At 71.2% G+C, this 21,301-nt stretch carries 20 protein-coding genes; 17 read left to right on the forward strand and 3 right to left on the reverse strand.

Annotated elements, in window-relative coordinates; translation table 11 throughout:
- Positions 1 to 58 precede the first annotated feature (58 nt).
- The 11 genes from ACLZN2_RS26510 to ACLZN2_RS26560 all read left to right on the forward strand — a co-directional run bounded on the left by ACLZN2_RS26510 (position 59) and on the right by ACLZN2_RS26560 (position 11,621).
- Positions 59 to 3,187, forward strand: a complete 3,129-nt coding sequence (locus ACLZN2_RS26510) for an amino acid adenylation domain-containing protein (protein ID WP_416981588.1) — start codon at positions 59 to 61, stop codon at positions 3,185 to 3,187.
- A gap of 112 nt (positions 3,188 to 3,299) precedes the next feature.
- Positions 3,300 to 4,265: a Rossmann-like and DUF2520 domain-containing protein gene (locus ACLZN2_RS26515; RefSeq protein WP_416981589.1), complete on the forward strand. Its 966-nt coding sequence runs from the start codon at positions 3,300 to 3,302 to the stop codon at positions 4,263 to 4,265.
- Positions 4,262 to 5,272, forward strand: a complete 1,011-nt coding sequence (gene panC / locus ACLZN2_RS26520) for a pantoate--beta-alanine ligase (RefSeq protein ID WP_416981591.1) — start codon at positions 4,262 to 4,264, stop codon at positions 5,270 to 5,272. The genes ACLZN2_RS26515 and panC overlap by 4 nt, the downstream gene beginning before the upstream one ends.
- Complete coding sequence (locus ACLZN2_RS26525) at positions 5,269 to 6,981, forward strand: L-aspartate oxidase (RefSeq protein ID WP_416981592.1); 1,713 nt, start codon at positions 5,269 to 5,271, stop codon at positions 6,979 to 6,981. The genes panC and ACLZN2_RS26525 overlap by 4 nt, the downstream gene beginning before the upstream one ends.
- Positions 6,982 to 6,986: 5 nt before the next feature.
- Entirely contained in the window at positions 6,987 to 7,973 is a 987-nt protein-coding gene (gene nadC, locus ACLZN2_RS26530) for a carboxylating nicotinate-nucleotide diphosphorylase (RefSeq protein ID WP_416981594.1), read from the forward strand.
- A gap of 16 nt (positions 7,974 to 7,989) precedes the next feature.
- Positions 7,990 to 8,787: a type III pantothenate kinase gene (locus ACLZN2_RS26535; RefSeq protein ID WP_416981595.1), complete on the forward strand. Its 798-nt coding sequence runs from the start codon at positions 7,990 to 7,992 to the stop codon at positions 8,785 to 8,787.
- 128 nt (positions 8,788 to 8,915) lie between these two features.
- Positions 8,916 to 9,647 (forward strand): hypothetical protein, encoded by a 732-nt coding sequence (locus ACLZN2_RS26540; protein WP_416981642.1) that lies wholly within the window; start codon positions 8,916 to 8,918, stop codon positions 9,645 to 9,647.
- Between the two features lie 94 nt (positions 9,648 to 9,741).
- Positions 9,742 to 9,921, forward strand: a complete 180-nt coding sequence (locus ACLZN2_RS26545; RefSeq protein WP_416981596.1) for a hypothetical protein — start codon at positions 9,742 to 9,744, stop codon at positions 9,919 to 9,921.
- 149 nt (positions 9,922 to 10,070) lie between these two features.
- Positions 10,071 to 10,493, forward strand: coding sequence for a BlaI/MecI/CopY family transcriptional regulator (locus tag ACLZN2_RS26550; protein WP_416981597.1), 423 nt, complete (start codon positions 10,071 to 10,073; stop codon positions 10,491 to 10,493).
- Positions 10,494 to 10,502: 9 nt separating this feature from the next.
- Positions 10,503 to 11,060: an amino-acid N-acetyltransferase gene (locus tag ACLZN2_RS26555; RefSeq protein ID WP_416981598.1), complete on the forward strand. Its 558-nt coding sequence runs from the start codon at positions 10,503 to 10,505 to the stop codon at positions 11,058 to 11,060.
- Between the two features lie 225 nt (positions 11,061 to 11,285).
- Positions 11,286 to 11,621 carry a histone-like nucleoid-structuring protein Lsr2 gene (locus ACLZN2_RS26560; RefSeq protein WP_416981599.1) on the forward strand — a complete coding sequence of 112 codons (336 nt, stop codon included), beginning with the start codon at positions 11,286 to 11,288 and terminating at the stop codon, positions 11,619 to 11,621.
- Here ACLZN2_RS26560 and ACLZN2_RS26565 read toward each other — a convergent pair.
- Positions 11,600 to 12,241 carry an SCO3374 family protein gene (locus ACLZN2_RS26565; RefSeq protein ID WP_416981600.1) on the reverse strand — a complete coding sequence of 214 codons (642 nt, stop codon included), beginning with the start codon at positions 12,239 to 12,241 and terminating at the stop codon, positions 11,600 to 11,602. The two genes, ACLZN2_RS26560 and ACLZN2_RS26565, sit on opposite strands and share 22 nt — an antisense overlap.
- A gap of 430 nt (positions 12,242 to 12,671) precedes the next feature.
- Here ACLZN2_RS26565 and ACLZN2_RS26570 point away from each other — a divergent pair, with 430 nt between their 5' ends.
- The gene (locus tag ACLZN2_RS26570) at positions 12,672 to 15,197 is read left to right on the forward strand and encodes an ATP-dependent Clp protease ATP-binding subunit (RefSeq protein WP_416981601.1); all 2,526 of its coding nucleotides are present in this window, start codon (positions 12,672 to 12,674) and stop codon (positions 15,195 to 15,197) included.
- A 78-nt stretch (positions 15,198 to 15,275) separates the two neighbouring features.
- On the opposite strand, the gene ACLZN2_RS26575 is transcribed toward ACLZN2_RS26570, so the two are convergent.
- Positions 15,276 to 15,908, reverse strand: coding sequence for an HAD family acid phosphatase (locus ACLZN2_RS26575; RefSeq protein ID WP_416981603.1), 633 nt, complete (start codon positions 15,906 to 15,908; stop codon positions 15,276 to 15,278).
- Between the two features lie 533 nt (positions 15,909 to 16,441).
- Between ACLZN2_RS26575 and ACLZN2_RS26580 the strand changes: the two genes are divergently transcribed.
- On the forward strand, positions 16,442 to 17,038 hold the full coding sequence (locus tag ACLZN2_RS26580) for a M23 family metallopeptidase (RefSeq protein WP_416981605.1): 597 nt from the start codon (positions 16,442 to 16,444) through the stop codon (positions 17,036 to 17,038).
- Positions 17,039 to 17,051: 13 nt separating this feature from the next.
- Here ACLZN2_RS26580 and ACLZN2_RS26585 read toward each other — a convergent pair whose 3' ends face one another.
- Positions 17,052 to 17,639, reverse strand: a complete 588-nt coding sequence (locus ACLZN2_RS26585) for a TetR/AcrR family transcriptional regulator (RefSeq protein WP_416981606.1) — start codon at positions 17,637 to 17,639, stop codon at positions 17,052 to 17,054.
- 134 nt (positions 17,640 to 17,773) lie between these two features.
- On the opposite strand from ACLZN2_RS26585, the gene ACLZN2_RS26590 reads away from it, so the two are divergent.
- From ACLZN2_RS26590 to ACLZN2_RS26605, 4 genes are all read left to right on the forward strand, one after another.
- A complete protein-coding gene (locus ACLZN2_RS26590; RefSeq protein ID WP_416981607.1) occupies positions 17,774 to 19,348 on the forward strand; it encodes an MDR family MFS transporter in 1,575 nt (524 codons plus the stop codon).
- 94 nt (positions 19,349 to 19,442) lie between these two features.
- Positions 19,443 to 19,970, forward strand: a complete 528-nt coding sequence (locus ACLZN2_RS26595; RefSeq protein WP_416981610.1) for a helix-turn-helix transcriptional regulator — start codon at positions 19,443 to 19,445, stop codon at positions 19,968 to 19,970.
- Positions 19,967 to 20,401, forward strand: a complete 435-nt coding sequence (locus ACLZN2_RS26600; RefSeq protein ID WP_416981611.1) for a VOC family protein — start codon at positions 19,967 to 19,969, stop codon at positions 20,399 to 20,401. The genes ACLZN2_RS26595 and ACLZN2_RS26600 overlap by 4 nt, the downstream gene beginning before the upstream one ends.
- Complete coding sequence (locus ACLZN2_RS26605; RefSeq protein ID WP_416981613.1) at positions 20,398 to 21,294, forward strand: class I SAM-dependent methyltransferase; 897 nt, start codon at positions 20,398 to 20,400, stop codon at positions 21,292 to 21,294. The genes ACLZN2_RS26600 and ACLZN2_RS26605 overlap by 4 nt, the downstream gene beginning before the upstream one ends.
- Positions 21,295 to 21,301 lie beyond the last annotated feature (7 nt).

The following is a 21,301-nucleotide window of genomic DNA, read 5'->3' on the forward strand; positions in this document are numbered from 1 at the left end:
CCCGGCCGGCCGAACCGCACTCGTACACCTCGTACACGAAGAAAGAGGGAGGACACCCGTGCCGGGTGCACAGTGCCATGCGGTCCGCGTCCCGGTGACCGGGGCGGACGTACGACTCCTGCGGGACCGGCTGGCCGCGGCGGGCCCTTGGCGGCTGTGGACGGACGACGTCCCGGCCGCCCCGGCCGAGCCGCTCGCCGTACGCCGCCGCGAGGCCGAACTGCGGCGCCCGGTCGAGCGGGAGGTGCGCTGCGTCCTGCTCCGGTACGGCGACGGCACGGCGGACCTGGTCCTCGTCGCCCATCGCGACCGCCTGGACGGGGCGGGCCTGCGCCATCTGGCGGAGGTGCTGACGGGGGAGCGCCCGCCGTCGCCCTGCCCCGAACCCGCGGCCTCCCGCACCGGGTTCCCGCCCCCGGCCGACGCCCCGGACTGGGGCGACGGCGATCCCACCGCCACCACCCACGGCACCTGCGCCCTGGACCTGCCCTTCCCGCACGGCTCACCGAGCCTGCCCGCCCTGGCCCTGACCCTCGCCCGCTACGACGGGCACGGGGGGACCGGCTCGGCGACGGTCGCGTCCGACCGGACGGGGACCCTCCGGTACGAGCTGCCGGAGCCGGCCACCCTCGACCAACTGGCGGCCGGCGGCGGGGAACGCGTGACGGGGACCGTGCTGGCAGGGGTACTCGACGATCCCGACGCGCCCCCGGCCGACCGCCTTCCCTGCCTCGCCCCACCCTTCCCCCTCACCTTCGTCTTCTCGCCTCTCCCCTCCGGCGGCACCCGCCTCACCTGCTACTTCCGGCTCAGCCATGTCTCGGCGGCTGTCGCCGAGGGCTTCACGCGGCACTACGGCGAGGTCTGCCGGCAGTGGGCCCTCGCCCCCAAGACGGCGGTCGCGGACGTCGAGCTGCTCGACGCGGACGAGCGCGCCCGTGTCGCCCGGCTCGGCCGTCCCGCCGTGGCACTCGCCTCCGAACCGGACACGCTTCCCTGGGCGTTCGCGAGGATCGCCGCCGCCAGGCCCGACGCGGTCGCCCTCTGCGACGGCGCCACCGAGCTCACCTACCGGGAGCTGGACGAGCGTTCCGCCCGGGTCGCCGCCGGGCTGCTGGCCCACGGCGTCCGCCCCGGCGACCGTGTCGGCGTCTGCCTGGAGCGGACCGCGGAACTCGTGGTCACCCTGCTCGGTGTGGTCCGCGCCGGTGCCGCCTACGTCCCGACCGACCCCGCCTACCCCGCCGACCGGCTCGCCCACACGGTCGCGGACGCGGGTCTGCGCGTGGTCGTGACCCGGCTGCCCGAGTTCCCGAGCGGGGACGGCATCACGCTCGCGACCCCCGACGACCTCGCCGCCACTGCCGTGGCAGCCGCAGCACCCGAACTCCCCGAACCGGCCCCCGGCGACCCGGCGTACGTGATCTACACCTCCGGTTCCACAGGCCGCCCCAAGGGCGTCCTCGTCCCGCACCGCAACGTGACCGCCCTGATCGACGCCACCCGGGACGAGTACCGGCTCGGCCCCGACGACACCTGGACCCTCTTCCACTCGGCCGCCTTCGACTTCTCGGTGTGGGAGATCTGGGGCTGTCTGCTGACGGGCGGACGGCTGGTCGTCGTGCCGTACTTCGTCAGCCGCGAGCCGGAGGACTTCCGCGACCTGCTCCTCGAACGCCGGGTCACCGTGCTCAGCCAGACCCCGTCCGCGTTCTCCCAGCTCCTGCGGACCGACCACGCCGCGCTGCCGGTCCGGCTGGTGGTGTTCGGCGGCGAACCGCTGGACAGCCGCATGCTGCTGCCCTGGTTCGACCGGCACCCCGAACACAGCTGCCGCATGGTCAACATGTTCGGGATCACGGAGACGACCGTGCACGTCACCGCCCAGACCGTCACCCGCGCCCTCGCCCTCGCCGGCTCCCGCTCCGTGGGCCCCGCCCTGCCGGGCTGGCACCTGTACGTCACCGACGAGCGCGGCCGGCTCGTGCCGCCGGGCGTCACCGGCGAGATCCGAGTAGGCGGCGCGGGCGTCGCCACCGGCTACCTCAACCGCCCCGAACTAACAGCGGAACGCTTCCATCCGGACCCACACGCCCCGGACCCACACGCCCCGGACCCGCTCGCCCCGGACCCGCATCCCCTGGGCCCGGCGGCTCCGGGCCCGGCTGCCCTGGGCCCGGCTGCTCTGGGCCCGGCTGCCTTGGATCCGGCCGTCCTGGGTCTGGCTGCTCTGGGCCTGGCCGTCCCGGACCCGGCCGTCCCGGATCTGGCCGTAACGGATCCGGCCGTCCCGGGCCCGGCTGCCTTGGACCCGGCCGTCCCTGACCCGGCCGTCTCGGGTGCGGCTGCCTTGGATCCGGCCGTCCTGGGTCCGGCTGCCTTGGATCCGGCCGTCCTGGGTCCGGCTGCCCTGGGCCTGGCCGTCCCGCGTCCGGCCGTCCCGCGTCCGGCCGTCTCGGGTCCGGCTGACGCGGACCCGGCCGCCCCCGACCCGCACTCCTCCGGCACGCGCGCGTACCGCTCTGACGCGCGCGTGTACCGCTCTGACGCGCGCGTGTACCGCAGTGGCGACCTCGGTCGTCTTCGTCCCGACGGTCGGCTGGAACACCTCGGCCGGATCGACAGCCAGGTCAAGATCCGCGGCTTCCGCATCGAGCTCGACGAGATCCGCTCGGTGCTCCTGGAGGACCCGGCCGTCGCCGCCGCGGCCGTCGTCGTACGGCGCGACGACCCCGCCGACCCGGCCACGGCCCGCCTGGACGCGTACGTCGTTCCCACCGGCGGCGCCGCGGCCGCCGACCCGCAGGGCGTCCGCAAGCGCGCCGCCGGCATCCTGCCCGAGCACATGGTCCCGGCGACCGTCACTCCCCTCGACGCCCTCCCCCTCACGACCAACGGCAAGCTGGACGCGGACCGCCTCCCGGCCCCCCTCCGCTCGACGCCCACGGCCGCGGCAGCCCCGCGGACCCCCGGTCCCCTACGTGACGCTGGTCTCGCCGAGGCCCTCGAGGAGATCTGGGAATCCGTCCTCGGCACCCCCGTCGGTCTCGACGACGATTTCTTCGAGCTCGGCGGAAACTCCCTGTTCGCCGTCCGTATCAACGCCGCTCTGCGCGCCCGGGGACTGGCCTCCGTGCCCCTGCGCGACCTCTACCGGACACCCACGATCCGGGCCCTCACCGGCTGACCCCGAAGCACTCGCCGCGAGACGACCAGGCCGTCCCGAACTCCAATCGCGTTAACATGACGAGAAATCGTCCGGTACCCCGCGCGGACTGGAACGGGAAGGCCGCCCTCGCGTGAGTGCATTTCAACAACCAGACCCCAGGGACCGCCCCGCGCGGCTCACCGTCGGCGTCGTCGGCGCCGGCCGTGTGGGACCCGCCCTCGCCGCGTCCCTCCAGCTCGCCGGACACCGCCCGGTGGCCGTCTCCGGAGTCTCCGACGCCTCCCGGCGGCGGGCCGCGCAGATGCTGCCCGACGTGCCTCTGATGACGCCCGCAGAGGTCCTCCGCCACGCCGACCTGGTGCTGCTCACCGTCCCCGACGACACCCTGCCCGGCCTGGTGCAGGGCCTCGCCGAGACCGGCGCCGTACGGCCCGGGCAGCTCCTCGTGCACACCTCGGGCCGCTACGGCGCGAAAGTCCTCGACCCCGCCACGCGCGCGGGCGCGCTGCCGCTGGCCCTGCACCCGGCGATGACGTTCACCGGCACGCCCGTGGACGTGCAGCGTCTCGCCGGCTGCTCCTTCGGCGTCACCGCCCCCGACCAGCTGCGGCTGGCCGCCGAGGCCCTCGTCATCGAGATGGGCGGCGAACCGGAGTGGATCGCCGAGGAGAACCGCCCGCTCTACCACGCGGCCCTCGCCCTGGGCGCCAACCACCTGGTCACGCTCGTCGCCCAGTCCATGGAGCTGCTGCGCGCGGCGGGCGTCGAGGCCCCCGACCGGATGCTCGGCCCGCTGCTGGGCGCCGCCCTCGACAACGCGCTGCGCTCCGGCGACGCCGCGCTCACCGGCCCCGTCGCCCGCGGCGACGCCGGCACGGTCGCCGCGCACGTCGCCGAGTTGCGCCGGCACGCCCCGCAGACCGTCGCCGGGTATCTGGCGATGGCCCGGGCGACCGCCGACCGCGCGCTCGCCCACGGGCTGCTCAAGCCGGAACTGGCCGAGGACCTCCTCGGCGTCCTCGCGGGCCGGGCCGACGGCGCCCCCGGAACCTCCGGCACCCACGGCACCCACGGCACCGAAGGAGACGCCGGATGACCCCCACCCTCCTGCGCACCGCCGCCGAACTGCACGCACGCCCGCGCAGCGGCCGCCGGGCCGTCGTGATGACGATGGGCGCCCTGCACGAGGGCCACGCCACCCTGATCCGCACCGCCCGTGACCTCGCCGGGCCGGACGGAGAGGTCGTCGTCACCGTCTTCGTCAACCCGCTGCAGTTCGGCCGGGGCGAGGATCTCGACCGCTATCCGCGCACCCTGGACGCCGACCTGAAGATCGCCGAGGAGGCGGGCGCGGACGCCGTGTTCGCCCCGGCCGTGGACGAGGTCTACCCGGGCGGCGAGCCCCAGGTCCGGGTCAGCGCGGGCCCGATGGGGGAGCGCCTGGAGGGCGCCTCGCGCCCCGGCCACTTCGACGGTGTGCTCACGGTCGTCGCCAAGCTGCTGCACCTCACCCGGCCCGACGTGGCGCTGTACGGGCAGAAGGACGCCCAGCAACTCGCGCTGATCCGCCGTATGGTCCGCGACCTGAACTTCGGCATCGAGATCGTCGGCGTGCCCACCGTCCGTGAGGACGACGGGCTCGCCCTGTCCAGCCGCAACCGCTATCTCTCCGCGAAGGAGCGGCGCACCGCGCTCGCCCTGTCGGCGGCCCTGTTCGCCGGCCGCGACCGGCACGCCGCCCAGGAGGCACTGCGGGCACGCGCGCGTGAGGTACCCGCCACGCACGCGCGTGCCGAGGCGCTCAGCGCGCTCGGGGAGTCCCGGGCGGCGGCCGACGCGCACGCCGTCGCCCAGGCCGTGCCCGGCGCCGCGGCCGCCGTCCGCGAGGCCGCCCGGCTGGTCCTCGACGACGCCGCCCGGCTCGACCCGCCGCTGGAGCTGGACTACCTCGCCCTCGTCGACCCGTCCGACTTCACGGAGATCGGCGACCGCGGGGACGACTTCACCGGCGAGGCCGTGCTCGCCGTCGCCGCCCGGGTCGGGACGACCCGGCTGATCGACAACCTCCCCCTCACCTTCGGAACCCTCGGAGCCGCCTTGTGACCAGCACAGGCATACGACTGCACGCGCCCGCCCCAGGCTGGTCGATCGCCGCGGACGTGGTGGTCGTCGGCTCCGGCGTGGCGGGGCTGACCGCGGCCCTGCGCTGCGAGGCAGCCGGCCTGGACACCGTCGTCGTCACCAAGGCCCGGCTCGACGACGGCTCCACCCGCTGGGCGCAGGGCGGCATCGCCGCGGCCCTCGGCGAGGGCGACACCCCCGAACAGCACCTGGACGACACGCTGGTGGCGGGCGCGGGCCTGTGCGACGAGGACGCCGTCCGGATCCTCGTCACCGAGGGCCCGGACGCCGTACGGCGGCTGATCGAGACCGGCGCGCACTTCGACGAGTCCGCCGAGGGCGACCTGGAACTCACCCGTGAGGGCGGTCACCACCGGCGCCGGATCGCCCACGCGGGCGGCGACGCGACCGGCGCGGAGATCTCCCGCGCACTCGTCGAGGCGGCCCGCGCGCGGGGCGTACGCACCATCGAGAACGCTCTCGTCCTGGACCTGCTCACCGACGCCGACGGCCGCACGGCGGGCGTCAGCCTGCACGTGATGGGCGAGGGCCAGCACGACGGCGTGGGCGCCGTGCACGCCCCGGCGGTCGTCCTCGCCACCGGCGGCATGGGGCAGGTCTTCTCCGCAACCACCAACCCGTCCGTGTCGACGGGCGACGGCGTGGCGCTCGCGCTGCGCGCCGGCGCGCAGGTCAGCGACCTGGAGTTCGTGCAGTTCCACCCGACGGTGCTGTTCCTCGGCCCGGACGCGGAGGGCCAGCAGCCGCTGGTCTCCGAGGCGGTACGCGGCGAGGGCGCCCACCTGGTGGACGCGGACGGCGTGCGCTTCATGGTCGGGCAGCACGAACTCGCCGAACTGGCCCCCCGGGACATCGTCGCCAAGGGCATCATGCGCCGGATGCAGGAGCGGGACGCCGAGCACATGTTCCTCGACGCCCGCCACTTCGGCGCCGAGATGTGGGAGCACCGCTTCCCGACGATCCTCGCCGCCTGCCGCGCCCACGGCATCGACCCCGTCCACGACCCCATCCCGATAGCCCCGGCCGCCCACTACGCCTCCGGCGGCGTGCGCACCGACTCCCGGGGCCGGACGACCGTCCCGGGCCTGTACGCGTGCGGTGAGGTCGCCTGCACCGGCGTGCACGGCGCGAACCGGCTCGCGTCCAACTCCCTCCTGGAGGGGCTGGTCTACGCCGAGCGGATCGCCGCCGACATCGCCGACAGCCACGCCGGCGACGGCCTGCACGCGCGCGTGCCCGCCCAGGTGGAGCATCCGGAGAAGCCCGCCCACCCGCTGCTCGGCGCCGAGGCCCGGTTCACGATCCAGCGGATCATGACGGACGGCGCCGGTGTGCTGCGCTCCGCCGAGTCCCTCGCCAAGGCCGCCGACCAGCTGCACCGCCTGCACAGCGAGGCCCGCGACGCGCTCGACGAGAACGGCAAGACCGCCGAGCCCGGCGTCGACACCTGGGAGGCCACCAACCTCCTGTGCGTGGCCCGCGTCCTGGTCGCCGCCGCCGCGCTGCGCGAGGAGACCCGCGGCTGCCACTGGCGCGAGGACCACGCCGAGCGCGACGACACATGGCGCCGTCACATCGTCGTACGGCTGAATCCGGACCGGTCGCTCGCCGTACACACCACCGATACCGCAGACTTCCCCCCGACCCGGCAGCACCAGCAGGAGCAGTGACAGACGTGAGTACCGACGACCTCCCCCTCGCCCCGACCGGCGGCTGCGGCGACGGCTGCGCCTGCGGCGCAGAGGGCGACCTGGGCGACGAGGAATACCTGGAGTGCGGTCTCGACCCCGCGCTCGCCCAGCTCCTGGCCGAGGCCGGGCTCGACCCGGTCGAGGTCGAGGACATCGCCAACGTCGCCATCCAGGAGGACCTGGCCCACGGCGTGGACGTGACGACCGTCGCGACCATCCCCGAGGAGGCCGTGGCCACCGCCGACTTCACCGCGCGCGAGGCGGGCGTGGTCGCGGGCCTGCGGGTCGCCGAGGCGGTCGTCTCGGTCGTGTGCACCGACGAGTTCGAGGTCGAGCGGCACGTCGAGGACGGCGACCGGGTGGAGGCGGGCCAGAAGCTGCTGTCGGTGACCACACGCACGCGTGACCTGCTGACCGCCGAGCGCAGCGCCCTGAACCTGCTGTGCCGCCTCTCCGGCATCGCGACCGCCACGCGCGCGTGGGCGGACACCCTGGAAGGCACGAAGGCGCGCGTGCGGGACACCCGCAAGACCACCCCCGGCCTGCGCTCGCTGGAGAAGTTCGCGGTCCGCGCGGGCGGTGGCGTCAACCACCGCATGTCGCTGTCGGACGCGGCCCTGGTCAAGGACAACCACGTCGTGGCGGCGGGCGGCGTCGCCCAGGCCTTCAAGGCCGTACGGGAGGCCTTCCCGGACGTGCCGATCGAGGTCGAGGTCGACACCCTGCACCAGCTGCGCGAGGTCGTCGACGCGGGCGCCGACCTGATCCTGCTGGACAACTTCACCCCGGGCGAGTGCGCGGAGGCGGTGGGCATCGTCGGCGGACGCGCCCTGCTGGAGGCCTCCGGCCGGCTGACCCTGGAGAACGCCGGCGCCTACGCGGGCACCGGCGTCGACTTCCTGGCAGTGGGGGCCCTGACCCACTCCTCGCCGATCCTGGACATCGGTCTGGATCTGCGGGACGCGGAGTAGGGAGCGGGTACCGGCCATGCTGCTGACGATCGACGTGGGGAACACGCACACGGTGCTCGGCCTGTTCGACGGTGAGGAGATCGTCGAGCACTGGCGGATCTCGACCGACGCCCGCCGTACGGCCGACGAGCTCGCGGTCCTGCTGCACGGCCTGATGGGCATGCACCCGCTGCTCGGCGTGGAGCTGGGCGACGGCATCGACGGCATCGCGATCTGCGCGACCGTCCCCTCGGTGCTGCACGAACTGCGCGAGGTCACCCGCCGCTACTACGGCGACGTCCCCGCGGTCCTCGTCGAGCCGGGCGTCAAGACCGGGGTGCCGATCCTCTTCGACAACCCCAAGGAGGTCGGCGCCGACCGCATCATCAACGCGGTCGCCGCGAACGAGCTCTACGGCGGCCCGGCGATCGTCGTCGACTTCGGCACCGCGACGACGTTCGACGCGGTGAGCGCGCGGGGCGAGTACGTGGGCGGGGTGATCGCCCCCGGCATCGAGATCTCGGTGGAGGCGCTGGGCGTCAGGGCGGCCATGCTCCGCAAGATCGAGGTGGCCCGCCCGCGCAGCGTGATCGGCAAGAACACGGTCGAGGCCATGCAGTCCGGCATCGTCTACGGCTTCGCGGGCCAGGTCGACGGCGTGGTCACCCGCATGGCCCGAGAGCTGGCCGAGGACCCCGACGACGTCACCGTCATCGCGACGGGCGGCCTCGCCCCCATGGTCCTCGGCGAGTCCTCGGTGATCGACGAGCACGAGCCGTGGCTGACGCTGATCGGGCTGCGGCTGGTGTACGAGCGGAACGTCTCGCGCATGTGAGCCGCGTTTCCCGCCGGTAACCGGCCAGGGGACGGATTCGTGCGCGCCACACCCGTCCCCTATGTCGAATTTGTCCGATTAGCGCGTATCGTCGCCGCATGCCCACGCCATACGGATCCCGCGGCGGCATGGCGTTCGGCGCGGAGGAGCTGCGTGTGCTCCGCCGCGCCCTCGCCCTCGCCCTCCACCCCGGTCCCGCCAGCGCCGAGGACGTCCAGGACTGTCATCGCCTAGCCGAGTCGCTCGACGAGGCGCTGTGCGAGGCCGCCCGGCTGCGGGCCTTCCTGGTGGCCGACCTCGGCCGCTACCGCGCCGCCCTCCCCGGCGCCGCCGCCGGCTACCTCACGCTCCTGGAGGAGGTCCTGGCCACGGGCCACCGGCCCGGCGTCGAGGATCTCGCCGCCCTGCGCGCCCTGCGGCGCGATCCGGCCGCCGCGGCCCTCCTCGACCGCTGCCAGGTCCTCGCCGAACAGGACGTACGGGCCCGCCTGGCCCGCCGTACGCCCCGTCAGGCCTCCGCGGCCGACGCGCCGGTCTCCGCGTCCACCCCGGCGGTCCCGGCGTCCCGTACCCGCCTTCTCGCCCTTCCCGGGGGCCGTTCCGCCGAGGGCGACGACATCCGTACAGTCCTCGCCGAGGACCCGCGCGAGGAACCCCGCAAGAAACCCGCCGAGAAGCCCGCCGCGCCCGCACCCGCCCCCGGTCCCGGCCCCGTCCCCGCGAAGCCCGGCCCCGGCCCCGCGCCCGTACGCCGCCCCGTCCCGACCCCGGGCGAGGTCTTCCCGCGCCGCAAGCCGACCCCTCCGCCGCCACCCGCCGAGCCGGAGCAGCGGCAACCGAGGAGACTGGCGGTCGGCTGAGGCACGCGCGCGTGAGGCGACTGCACGCCCGCGTGAGGCGACCTCGATCCGACCCCGGCCCGATGCCCCATTCCTCCGTGGCTACCCTGGATCCATGGACTATGTCTCCGCGCTGGTGCCCCCCGTCGTCATGGCGGCCTTCTTCATCGGTCTGATCAGGGTGATCGTGAAGACCCAGGGAGGCGCCAACAAGGCCAAGGAGGACGCGGCCGTCGACGCCGCCCTCGCGCGCGCGGAGGGCGCCCGGCAGTCCTCCGCCGGTACCGACGCCTGACCCCCGCCCCGCAGCCGGCAGCGGCACCCCCCGGGCGTACGGCTCCCTCAGGGCCGTACGCCCTTTTTGTGCATGTTTGACAGCTAAAGTGCACGTTCGACACGCGATTGTCGAGATCTCCCACTATTGTGCTGAGAGTGCCTCGCCCATTGGGAGAACTCGAAGACGCGGTCATGACGCGGGTGTGGAAGTGGAACCGCCCGGTGACCGTTCGAGAAGTCCTGGAAGACCTTCAACAGGAACGGTCCATCGCGTACACCACGGTGATGACCGTTTTGGACAATCTCCATCAGAAGGGCTGGGTGCGCCGCGAGGCCGAAGGCCGGGCCTATCGATATGAGGCCGTCTCCACCCGCGCCGCCTACGCCGCGGCCCTCATGAACGACGCCTGGGCGCAGAGCGACAACCCCGCCGCCGCCCTCGTCGCCTTCTTCGGGATGATGAGCGACGAACAGCGACAGGCGCTGCGCGATGCCGTACGCATCGTCCAAGGTCCGGAAACAGCCGCAGACGCATCTGCCGGCAGTGCCGGGGAGAACCCCGCCTCGGCGTCCGAGGACGGCGGGCGATAGCGTCCGCACATGCCCGCAGAGATCCCCGCCGCCGAGAACCCCGGGAACCCCGAAGTCAACGCTAAAGCCATCACCGTCCGGCGGGCCCGGACCGCCGATGTGCCCGCGGTACGCCGACTCCTTGACGCCTACGTCCGGGGCGGCATCCTGCTCGACAAAGCGACGGTGACCCTTTACGAGGACATCCAGGAGTTCTGGGTCGCCGAACGCGACGACAACGCCGAGGTCGTCGGCTGCGGCGCGCTGCACGTGATGTGGGAAGACCTCGCTGAAGTGCGCACTCTCGCGGTCAAGCCCGGCCTGAAGGGCGCCGGGGTGGGCCACCAGTTGTTGGAGAAGTTGCTGCACACCGCTCGGTGGCTCGGCGTTCGCCGGGTTTTCTGCCTGACCTTCGAAGTGGACTTCTTCGGCAAGCACGGCTTCGTGGAGATCGGTGAGACGCCGGTCGACACCGATGTCTACGCGGAGCTGATGCGTTCCTATGACGAGGGCGTGGCGGAGTTCCTCGGACTCGAACGAGTGAAACCGAACACCTTGGGCAACAGCCGGATGCTTCTGCATCTGTGATCGTGGCCGTCCATTCCGACGGACCGGCCTTGCCCGGTGCCCTATGTCCGAAACGCGCACGTTTCCGGGCGGGGGGCGGGCTGTCGGGCTCTCCCAGGGGTTTGTGTTTTTCCAGCAAAAGCGGTTTGCTTTCCGACGTACTGCAGTACTGCATATAACAGGGCGCGGCTAAACGGCGGACGCCGCGGACCCCCGTCCCTCACGTTATCGATGAAAGGAAATCCGGTGGCACAGAAGGTTCAGGTCCTTCTTGTCGACGACCTCGACGGTGGCGAGGCGGACGAGACCGTGACGTTCGCGCTGGACGGCAAGACCTACGAGATCGATCTCACCACTGCCAATGCGGACAACCTCCGCGGGCTTCTCGAGCCCTATGTGAAGGGTGGCCGTCGTACCGGAGGCCGCGCCTCGGGCGGGCGTGGAAAGGCGCGTGCCGCTTCCGGCAGCAGCCAGGACACCGCTCAGATCCGTGCGTGGGCGAAGGAGAACGGTTTCGAGGTCAACGACCGTGGCCGCGTTCCGGCGACCATTCGCGAGGCTTACGAGAAGGCCAACGGCTGAGCGGCGAGCCGCCGCAGCCGGACACGGTGGCAGTGCGCTGCCAGCGTGTCCACCAACCGCACCAGATCGGGGGCGTCCCGCACGCCCCCCAACGCCGACACCGTCGGCAGCGAGGCCTCGGCCCCGCACCCCGCCACGGGGGGCCGCACCCAGACGGCGGCCCCCTGCACCGGCCCGTGACGCCGGCAGCCGGGGACGAGCCCCGAAGGCACCGGCGCCTCCATGAGGCAGCCCTCGCCGAGCGCCGTCAGATCCAGCGGCAGAGTGCCCCACTCCAGCCACCGAAGGATCCCCGGCAGCTCCTCCGCGCTCCCCGCGGCCACCAGGAGCCGCATCCGTCCGCCGGACCCGCCCGTCCCGCCCTGCACGGCCACCGGGAACCCCGGCGCCAGGCGCCCGAGCGCCGCGTGGCCGGCCTCCGCGGGAACCTCCAGGACGTCGAAGCGCTCGCCCACCAAAAGTCGTACCGGTTCCCCGGGCACCGTCGCCCACCCCAGTTCGTTCTCGTACCAGCCGCGCACCCGGGCGTCCCGGGCGTGCCGGGCGGCGCCCTCGGGGCCGTTGCCGTCCGGGCCGGCGGCGTCCAGCGGTCGACGGGGGAGGGGGACAGGGCGAACCATGACGAGTAGAACCATTCGAAGAGCCCCGGAGTTACGCTGGGTGCCGTCGAGGTCGCACAGAGTGGTGGCCGAGAGGGCGCGCAAGGGGCTCGGGAGGCGCAAGGTTGTTCGCCCGTAGCGGAGGGAAAGGGTGCCCACGGCATGGACTGTCCGTGCCGGCGGGTAAGACTTCCCTAGTGGGAGGGGGCGACACGCAGGAAAGGACGTCTCACGTTCGCCATCGGCGTACTGATGGTGAGGGTAACCACCTGGCCTGCGGGAACATCGTCTCGCACCATCGGGTTGGAGCAGATGTCGGCGTTCGGGGTCAGGAGGCCATCGACGGTGTCGGCAGTTGGAATGAGCGGTCCCCGCTTGCGGGACTAAGCTGCGGAAGGACAGGGAGGGGAAGTTCCCCCCACTGCCTGACCGCTCTGAGGAGCGATTAACGATGTTCGAGAGGTTCACCGACCGCGCGCGGCGGGTTGTCGTCCTGGCTCAGGAAGAAGCCCGGATGCTCAACCACAACTACATCGGCACCGAGCACATCCTCCTGGGCCTGATCCACGAGGGTGAGGGTGTCGCCGCCAAGGCCCTTGAGAGCCTCGGGATTTCGCTCGAGGCGGTCCGCCAGCAGGTGGAGGAGATCATCGGCCAGGGCCAGCAGGCCCCGTCCGGGCACATCCCCTTCACCCCCCGTGCCAAGAAGGTCCTGGAGCTGTCGCTCCGCGAGGCCCTTCAGCTGGGCCACAACTACATCGGCACGGAGCACATCCTGCTCGGCCTGATCCGTGAGGGCGAGGGCGTCGCCGCCCAGGTCCTCGTCAAGCTGGGCGCAGATCTCAACCGGGTGCGGCAGCAGGTCATCCAGCTGCTCTCCGGCTACCAGGGCAAGGAGACCGCCACCGCCGGCGGGCCTGCCGAGGGCACCCCCTCGACGTCCCTGGTCCTCGACCAGTTCGGCCGGAACCTCACCCAGGCCGCTCGCGAGTCCAAGCTCGACCCGGTCATCGGGCGCGAGAAGGAGATCGAGCGGGTCATGCAGGTGCTGTCCCGCCGTACCAAGAACAACCCGGTCCTGATCGGTGAGCCCGGCGTCGGCAAGACCGCCGTCGTCGAGGGCCTCGCCCAGGCCATCGTCAAGGGCGAGGTGCCCGAGACTCTCAAGGACAAGCACCTCTACACCCTGGACCTCGGCGCGCTGGTCGCGGGCTCCCGCTACCGCGGTGACTTCGAGGAGCGCCTGAAGAAGGTGCTCAAGGAGATCCGCACCCGCGGCGACATCATCCTGTTCATCGACGAGCTCCACACGCTGGTCGGTGCGGGTGCCGCCGAGGGCGCCATCGACGCGGCTTCCATCCTGAAGCCGATGCTGGCCCGCGGTGAGCTGCAGACCATCGGCGCCACCACGCTCGACGAGTACCGCAAGCACCTGGAGAAGGACGCGGCACTGGAGCGCCGCTTCCAGCCCATCCAGGTCGCTGAGCCGTCCCTGCCGCACACCATCGAGATCCTCAAGGGTCTCCGTGACCGGTACGAGGCCCACCACCGCGTCTCCATCACCGACGAGGCGCTGGTCCAGGCCGCCACTCTGGCCGACCGGTACATCTCGGACCGCTTCCTGCCGGACAAGGCGATCGACCTGATCGACGAGGCCGGTTCCCGGATGCGCATCCGCCGGATGACCGCTCCGCCGGACCTGCGCGAGTTCGACGAGAAGATCGCCGGCGTCCGCCGCGACAAGGAGTCCGCGATCGACTCGCAGGACTTCGAGAAGGCCGCCTCCCTGCGCGACAAGGAGAAGCAGCTCCTCGCCGCCAAGGCGAAGCGGGAGAAGGAGTGGAAGGCCGGCGACATGGACGTCGTCGCCGAGGTCGACGGCGAGCTGATCGCCGAGGTCCTCGCCACGGCCACCGGCATCCCGGTCTTCAAGCTGACCGAGGAGGAGTCCAGCCGCCTGCTCCGCATGGAGGAGGAGCTGCACAAGCGGGTCATCGGCCAGAACGACGCCGTCAAGGCGCTGTCGAAGGCGATCCGCCGTACGCGCGCGGGTCTGAAGGACCCGAAGCGTCCGGGTGGTTCGTTCATCTTCGCCGGCCCCTCCGGTGTCGGTAAGACCGAGCTGTCCAAGGCGCTCGCCGAGTTCCTCTTCGGCGACGAGGACGCGCTGATCTCCCTCGACATGTCGGAGTTCAGCGAGAAGCACACGGTCTCGCGTCTCTTCGGTTCCCCGCCCGGATACGTGGGCTACGAAGAGGGCGGTCAGCTGACCGAGAAGGTCCGCCGCAAGCCGTTCTCCGTCGTCCTCTTCGACGAGGTCGAGAAGGCCCACCCGGACATCTTCAACTCGCTGCTGCAGATCCTGGAAGACGGTCGTCTGACCGACTCCCAGGGCCGGGTCGTGGACTTCAAGAACACGGTCATCATCATGACGACCAACCTCGGCACCCGGGACATCTCCAAGGGCTTCAACCTGGGCTTCGCCGCCTCCGGCGACACGAAGTCCAACTACGAGCGCATGAAGAACAAGGTGTCGGACGAGCTCAAGCAGCACTTCCGCCCCGAGTTCCTCAACCGCGTCGACGACGTGGTCGTCTTCCCGCAGCTCACGCAGGAGGACATCCTGCGGATCGTCGACCTGATGATCGGCAAGGTGGACGAGCGCCTGAAGGACCGGGACATGGGCATCGAGCTCTCCCAGTCCGCCAAGGAGCTGCTGTCCAAGAAGGGCTACGACCCCGTCCTGGGCGCGCGTCCGCTGCGTCGCACGATCCAGCGCGAGATCGAGGACACGCTCTCCGAGAAGATCCTCTTCGGCGAGCTGCGCCCCGGTCACATCGTGGTCGTGGACACCGAGGGCGAGGGTGAGACCAAGACCTTCACCTTCCGCGGCGAGGAGAAGTCGGCCCTGCCCGACGTCCCGCCGATCGAGCAGGCGGCCGGCGGCGCCGGACCGAACCTGAGCAAGGACGCGTAAGCGTCTGCGCTCGGCCTGAACAAAAGGGGCTGCCCCGGGACATGAGTCCCGGGGCAGCCCCTTTTGCCGTGTCGTGTGTCAGGAGAGCTGGCCGTCGTAGTCCGGCAGCTTGTACGTCTTCTCGGCGTGGCCGCCCGACAGGTCGGTGGCGCTGTTGCCGATGTTGGCGATGATCGTGTAGCCCTTGTTCTCGATGTCGACGCGCTGGGCGGTCTTGTAGGCGGCGACGTCCTTGAACAGGTCGATCAGGCCGCGGACGTAGAGCCCGGAGACCTTGTAGCCGACGTACTTGAGGTTGTAGTCGGTGAACGAGTAGATGATGTCCGGGCGGGCGGTGACGAAGAACAGCGAGACGCCGTGCTCCTGGGCGTACTTGGCGACCTCGAGGACCGGCTTGTTGGCCGGCTGCGGGTAGCTGAAGCCGAAGTCGGTCTCCAGCGTGGTGTTGTCGATGTCGAAGACGATCGCCTGCTTCTCGCCCGTCTTGGCGGCGGCGATGCGCTGCTTCAGATAGGGCAGGGCGTCGTTCATCACGGTCTGGCAGTCGGCCTGCCAGGTGGCGTAGTCGACGTCCTCCGCGGCGGCGGTGGCGACGGTGGAGCTGCTCGTGGCCGTAGCGGCCTGGGCGCCGACCGGGACGGCCATGGCGGTGACGGCGGCCGTCGCCACGGCCGTCATGGCTATGCGGCGCTTCCAGGTGCCTGTGGTCATGTGGGGTCCTCTCGCGTCCTGGCCTGCCTATGTCGTGGGCATGCTGTTCTGTGGGGATGGCCTGAGGGGAACCAGCGGGTTACCGGGGGGAACCTGCTGGTTACTGGACGGTAAGGGGCGATGAGACCTCGCTCACAGACCCGTGCACAGTTCGTGACCGGGGTCACAAGTCGCCCCTGGGGCACGCGAGTAGCCCGCGTCACATCCCGAAGTCCCGCGCGACGGGCGGCCGGTGACAAGCCGCACAGGTCATCGGCCGGGTACTAGGGCGGGTAGTGGCAGGCCAAAATTGGGCAAAAGGGACATTGGCCCTGGAGGCTGCCGGGGCTTCCGGGTCTCCGGTACGGAAGTCCACCAAATGGGGTGTCTCGGCTCATCTGTCAAGAAGCGCAAAAATTTGGGATGAATTACTAGCTTCCGTCGTACGTCACACGTTTGGGGGTCTATCGACCTCGGGGTTACCAAGGGATGGCCCACCCGGCAGGCGTTCTCGCACCGGGCGGTCTCTCTGTCCCCGAACCCACGAGGTCTTCATGTTCCAGCGCGTCACGTCCCGTTCTTCCCGTACGTCCCTGCTCCGCACCCGCGTGGCCGTCGGGGCCGCCGCCCTGGGTGCCGCGGCCGTGCTGGGAACCGGAGTGGCGTCCGCCGCCGCACCCGCCGCACCCGCCGCACCCGCCGCACCCGTCGCGAAGGCGGCCGTCTCGGCCAACGCCTGGGTCAAGCCGGTGGCGCACTACACCAAGTCCGCCTCCTTCCACCAGGCCGGCGCCATGTGGCAGTCCACCCACAGCGGCCAGGACTTCGCGGTGCCGAGCGGCACCAAGGTCGTCGCCACGCACGGCGGCACCGTGGTCAAGGCCGGCGGCAACGGCGCCGGTGACGGCCCCGCCTACGGCAACGCCATCGTCATCAAGCACGGCAACGGGACCTACTCGCAGTACGCCCACCTGTCGCACATCGACGTGAAGGTCGGTCAGATGGTCAAGACCGGTCAGCGCATCGCCCTGTCCGGCAGCACCGGCAACTCCAGCGGCCCGCACCTGCACTTCGAGATCCGTACGACCGCGAACTACGGCTCCGCGATCAACCCGGTGACGTTCCTGAAGGCCAAGGGCCTGGCGATCTGACGACGGTGAGTGGTCAGGCGCCCTGATGCGCCTGGGTCACGAGATCGACGGCGACCTCGAGGACGGCTGCGCGCTTGTCCTCCGGGTCGCCTTCGAGGTCCTGCAGGAAGAACATGCCTGCGTGCAGCGTGAAGATGGCGCTCACGCAGCGGACCTGGTCGGTGAGCGGGGCGTCCGGGTCGATGATGATGTCCCGCAGCCCGCGCATCCGGTCCTTGAACGAGTCGCCGATCTGCAACTCCCGTACCGTCGCCTGGTTCTCCTGCATGAAGCGGAAGAGCGGGGCCGCCTCGGCCAGGGCCCGGCTGTAGCGCCGTACGAGTTCCTGCTTCGTCTCCAGCGTGTGCGGCTGGGCCGCACCCCACTCGATCAGGTCTTCGATCGGTTTCGTCAGATCCGTGAAGATGCTGACGACGATGTCTTCCTTCGTCTTGAAGTGGTAGTACAGGGCAGCCTTCGTGACCTCCAGACGCTCCGCGATCTCGCGGAGGGAGGTCTTCTCGTAACCCTGCTCGGCGAAGAGTTCGAGCGCGACGTCCTGGATGCGCTGGCGGGTGTTGCCGCGGCGCTGCTGCTTGGTGCCGTCCATGGTGCCGCCCATCTTGGTACTCCTCGCGCTCCCATGAAACTTACTTGACGACCGGCTAGTGACAGGTCTACGTTCCTCAGTGTAGCCAACTAGCCGGGCGGCAAGTAAGTGGGCGGCCCGAAGCAGTGCCCAGGGGAGTGGAACCAATGGCGGACACCCAGACGGTCGAGACCGAACCGGAGAAACAACCCAGGAGCGTGCGGGTCGTCCTGCTCGCCCTGATGATCACGATGATGCTCGCGATGCTCGACAACATGATCGTCGGCACCGCGATGCCGACGATCGTCGGCGACCTCGGGGGCCTGGAGCACCTGTCCTGGGTCGTGACCGCCTACACCCTCGCGACCGCCGCGGCCACCCCGATCTGGGGCAAGCTCGGTGACATGTACGGGCGCAAGGGCGCCTTCATGGCCTCGATCGTGATCTTCCTGATCGGCTCCGCGCTCAGCGGCATGGCCCAGGACATGGGCCAGCTCATCGGCTTCCGCGCCGTCCAGGGCCTCGGCGCCGGCGGTCTGATGGTCGGCGTCATGGCGATCATCGGCGACCTGATCCCGCCCCGCGAGCGCGGCAAGTACCAGGGCATGATGGCCGGCGTCATGGCGCTCGCGATGATCGGCGGCCCGCTCGTCGGCGGCACCATCACCGACAACTGGGGCTGGCGCTGGTCCTTCTACATCAACCTGCCGCTCGGTGTGATCGCCCTCGCCGCGATCAGCGCCGTCCTGCACCTGCCGAAGAAGCGGGCCAAGGCGGGCATCGACTACCTCGGCGTGGTCCTGCTGACCGTCGGCATCACCTCGATCGTCCTCGTCACCACCTGGGGCGGCACGGAGTACGCCTGGACGTCCGCGCGGATCACGGAGCTGATCGGGATCGGCGTCACCGCCCTCATCGGGTTCGTGTTCTGGCAGACCAAGGCCGCCGAGCCGATCGTGCCGCTGCACATCTTCCGCAGCCGCAACTTCACCCTGATGTCCGTCATCGGCTTCATCACCGGCTTCGTGATGTTCGGCGCGACCCTGTTCCTGCCGCTCTACCAGCAGTCCGTGCAGGGCGCCTCCGCGACCAACTCCGGACTGCTGCTCCTGCCCATGCTCGGCGCGATGCTGGTGACCTCCATGGTCGCGGGCCGCATCACCACCAGCACCGGCAAGTACAAGGTCTTCCCGGTCGTCGGCAGCGTCCTGATGGCCGTCGGCCTGTACCTGCTGTCCACGATGGACACCGGTACCTCCCGCTTCACCTCCGGCGTCTTCATGGCCGTCGTCGGTCTCGGCATGGGCTGCCTGATGCAGATCACCATGCTGGTCGCGCAGAACAGCGTGGACATGAAGGACATGGGCGTCGCCTCCTCCTCCACCACCCTGTTCCGCACGCTCGGCTCCTCCTTCGGCGTCGCGATCATGGGTGCGCTGTTCAACCACCGCGTCCAGGACGTCATGGCCGAGCGGGCCGGCGCGCTGGGCTCGAAGATCACCGAGCAGTCCGCGCAGCTGGACGCCGCCAGCCTGGCCAAGCTGCCGGCCGCGGCCCGCGAGGCCTACCAGCACGCGGTGTCCGCCGGTACCCACTCGGCGTTCCTGCTGGGTGCGGTGATCGCGGTGACCGCGCTGATCGCCGCCGTGTTCGTCAAGGAGGTTCCGCTCAAGGGGGCGGGGCCGCAGAAGGCGGGCGAGGAGCCCGTGACGGCGGCTCCGCAGGTCGTCGAGGCCGTCTGAGCCGGCAGTGAGAGGAAGGCCCCCCGGGTGTCCGCCCCGGGGGCCTTCGTCGTGTGCGGCGCCGAACGCCCGACGGGCTGTTGTACTGAGCCCCATGGACAAGACGCGGCAGCTACGGCTCGCCAAGGACGCCATGGACCGCGACTGGGCCGATCCCGAGCTCGACCTGGACACCGTGGCCGCGCACGCCGGGTACTCCCGCTACCACTTCGTACGGGCCTTCAAGGCGGCGTACGGCGAGACACCCGGCCAGTACCTCACCCACCGCCGGATCGAGCGCGCCGAGGAGATGCTCCGCGGCGCCGATCTGAGCGTCACCGAGATCTGCCATCTCGTCGGCTTCAGCAGCCTCGGCACCTTCTCCGCCCGCTTCAAGACCCGCACCGGCCTGACCCCCAGCGAGTACCGGACCAAGCACGTGGGCCGAGGGGCCGCGCTCATTCCCGGCTGCTACGCGCTGCTGTGGGCCGGCGGCTTCCCCACACGCCAGGACCCCCGCGAAGACCGCAGCGACAACCGCGACCTTGAAGAGAAGACCGCAACTTTGAAGAAGCGCCCCGCCCCCCGCCCTGCCTACCGTGACGTACAGAACACCTCACCGGACAGGAGAACAGAGCCATGATCAAGGGCCTGGGCATCACCACCGTGTGGACCTTCGACCAGCAGCGCACCAAGGCCTTCTTCACCGAGAAACTCGACTTCGAGGTCCGCGACGACATCTCCATGGGAGACATGCGCTGGATCACCGTCGGAGCCAAGGACCAGCCCGGCGTCGAGCTGGCCCTGATGAGCCTCGACGGGCCCGGCCTCGACCCGGAGTCCTCCGAGGCACTGAAGAAACTCGTCGGCAAGGGCGCGATCGGCGCCGGCGCCTTCCGCACGGACGACTGCCGCGGCGACTACGAGACCTTCAGCGCACGGGGCGTCGAGTTCATCCAGGAACCGAAGGAACGGCCCTACGGCATCGAGGCGATCTTCCGCGACGACAACGGCAACTGGTACTCGCTGACCCAGCGCAGCGAGGAACTCGACTTCTCCAAGGACTTCGGGTGACCGGCGGGGAGGCCGGTGGGGAGGTCGGCACCGCCCCCGGCGGGAACCAGGAGGCCGCCGCGGCCGACCACACGGCCGTCAGAGTGGCCCTGTGGCGCGCCCTGCACGCCCTCGCCGACCCGCCGCCGCACATCATCGAGGACGAGGCCGGGCTGCGGCTGGCCGACCCGGGCGACGGCTGGCGCGACCGTCCCGACATGGACGAGCACGCCACGCGCCGCACCCGGGCCTCCATCGTGGCCCGGGCCCGCTTCGTCGACGACCTGGTCGTGGAGCAGGCCGGGCAGGGTGTGCAGCAGTACGTCGTCCTCGGTGCCGGCCTCGACACCTTCGCCCAGCGCCGGCCCGAGGTCGCCGCCCGAGGGCTGAGGGTGTTCGAGGTCGACCGGCCCGGCCCCCAGGCCTGGAAGCGGCAGCGCCTCCTGAACCTCGGCCTCGGCGTCCCCGACTGGCTGCGGCTCGTCCCGGTCGACTTCGAGGGGGACTGGTGGGAGCAGCTGCTCGCGGCCGGACTCGACGCGGCGCGGCCCGCCGTGGTGGCCTCCACCGGCGTCACCATGTACCTCACCCGCGACGCGATCGAGGCGACCTTCCGTCTCGTCGCCACCCTCGCCCCGGGGTCGACCTTCGTCACGACCTTCATGCGCCCCCTGGAAGACGTCGAACCCGAGCAACAGGAGCAGCTCCGGATCGCGATGAACGGCGCCCGAGCGGCCGGTACCCCCTTCCTCAGCTTCTTCACACCACCCCAGATCCTCACCCTGGCCCGCGCGGCCGGCTTCCGGGAAGCACGCCATGTGTCGGCGGCCCACCTGGAGCAGCGGTACTTCACGGGCCGGACGGACGGGCTGCGACCGTCGAGGGGCGAGGAGCTGCTGGTGGCCTTGACCTGAGGCTCGG

The organism is Streptomyces sp. T028 (assembly GCF_048159505.1).
In the GTDB taxonomy this organism is placed as follows: domain Bacteria; phylum Actinomycetota; class Actinomycetes; order Streptomycetales; family Streptomycetaceae; genus Streptomyces.